We start from the raw sequence: 1,349 nt of genomic DNA, 5'->3' as shown, positions 1-1,349 counted from the left end.
ATCTTATAATTGGTTAGTTAAGTGCTAAGCAAGTTAAAGTAATAAACGAGTAAACGGCAATAACCTTATTGCCTTAAAATGCGTAATAAACATTTAGATTAAACGAAACTACCCCGTCATCCCCTGCTGGGGCAACTGCACTTTCATCAAGGTATTCCACCTCAAGATCTAGCATTAGAGGCGATTTATTTCGAAACCTTAAACCCGCCCCAACTGTCGGTGCCCATTTTAAATCATCATCATTAACTGACTCATGCTTCACTCCGGCATAACCCAACGTGCCAAAAATATTAAAGTGGTAGTCAATCGGAATTAGCCACTTCGAAACAACTGAACCATACCATTTAATACGTTCATCTTTACTAGATACTCGTACGAATTCGCGCCCTTCTATTGCTAAAAAGCTGAATGGCTGATAACCAAAAATAACGCCTAACAAAGTGCTATCAGGTTTATTGTCATCTTGATACGTAGAATCACTAAAGTTCGCCATACTTAGCCCCGCGCCTAAATAGAACGATTTGATCTCTTTTGTATAAGCCTCTTCTCCTGAATACGCTTCTTGCGCGTAGGTTGAAGTACTAAACGAAAAAATAAATAGTGCGAAAAATAATATAACCCTTTCCATGGAACCACCGATCAGCCAACCAATTTAATATAAAATTAGTTGAATAACTTAAAGGTGCAAATATAGATGTTCGATTCTGCGTTAATGCATCACAGTTTAAAAAATGAAATCAATATAAAGGGAAAACAGCGAGGGTTAATAAAGGGAAATGAGGATAAGAAAGCCTGCAACGTACATATAATAACGATATAGGCCTAACAAGACCTATATCGACACAGCTCTTTTAACCCTTAGGAGTTAAAGCTTGCTGAGAAAATTGCACACCTTGCCAACCTGTAACCATAAAGTTACGAATGTTTTGGTGATCTGTGTTATCTGGGTTTTGTAAAACATCAACACGATAGAAATCGCCGAAACAAGACAAGGTTTGTTGAGGTGTTAGATTATTTAATTGACCAAATGCAAAAATCTTACAAGACCCATTATTTTGACCCGCTTCATTTTGAGTATCGCCGTTAGTAAATGCTGACTCGTGAAAGTTATAGATCGAATCAATAACTGCAATAGTCTCTGAAAATTCAACGTTTTGTGGCGTGGTTTTTAAAGCTGTTAAGAATGAATTCAAATCCATTTAAATAATCCTGTGAAAGTTAACCTTGTTTGATAAAACTTAGTGCTTATCGAAAAGCGTGCAGTTTAGCACAATTATTATTAATTCTATCTAAATAAGCCTCTGAAAGAACATCACTAATAGTTATATCCTTATTAACAGTGTATATAC

General features: G+C 36.0%; 2 protein-coding genes. Both read right to left on the bottom strand.

Features of this window, described 5'->3' with window-relative positions; all coding sequences use genetic code 11:
- Positions 1-73: 73 nt before the first annotated feature.
- Entirely contained in the window at positions 74-628 is a 555-nt protein-coding gene (locus L4C33_RS22270) for a porin family protein (RefSeq protein WP_428814557.1), read from the bottom strand.
- Between the two features lie 223 nt (positions 629-851).
- Positions 852-1,199 carry a HopJ type III effector protein gene (locus L4C33_RS22265; RefSeq protein WP_428814556.1) on the bottom strand — a complete coding sequence of 116 codons (348 nt, stop codon included), beginning with the start codon at positions 1,197-1,199 and terminating at the stop codon, positions 852-854.
- Positions 1,200-1,349 lie beyond the last annotated feature (150 nt).

This window comes from Vibrio makurazakiensis (assembly GCF_050337375.1).
Classification (GTDB): Bacteria; Pseudomonadota; Gammaproteobacteria; order Enterobacterales; family Vibrionaceae; genus Vibrio; species Vibrio makurazakiensis.
This window is presented reverse-complemented; position numbering and strand designations above follow the sequence as displayed.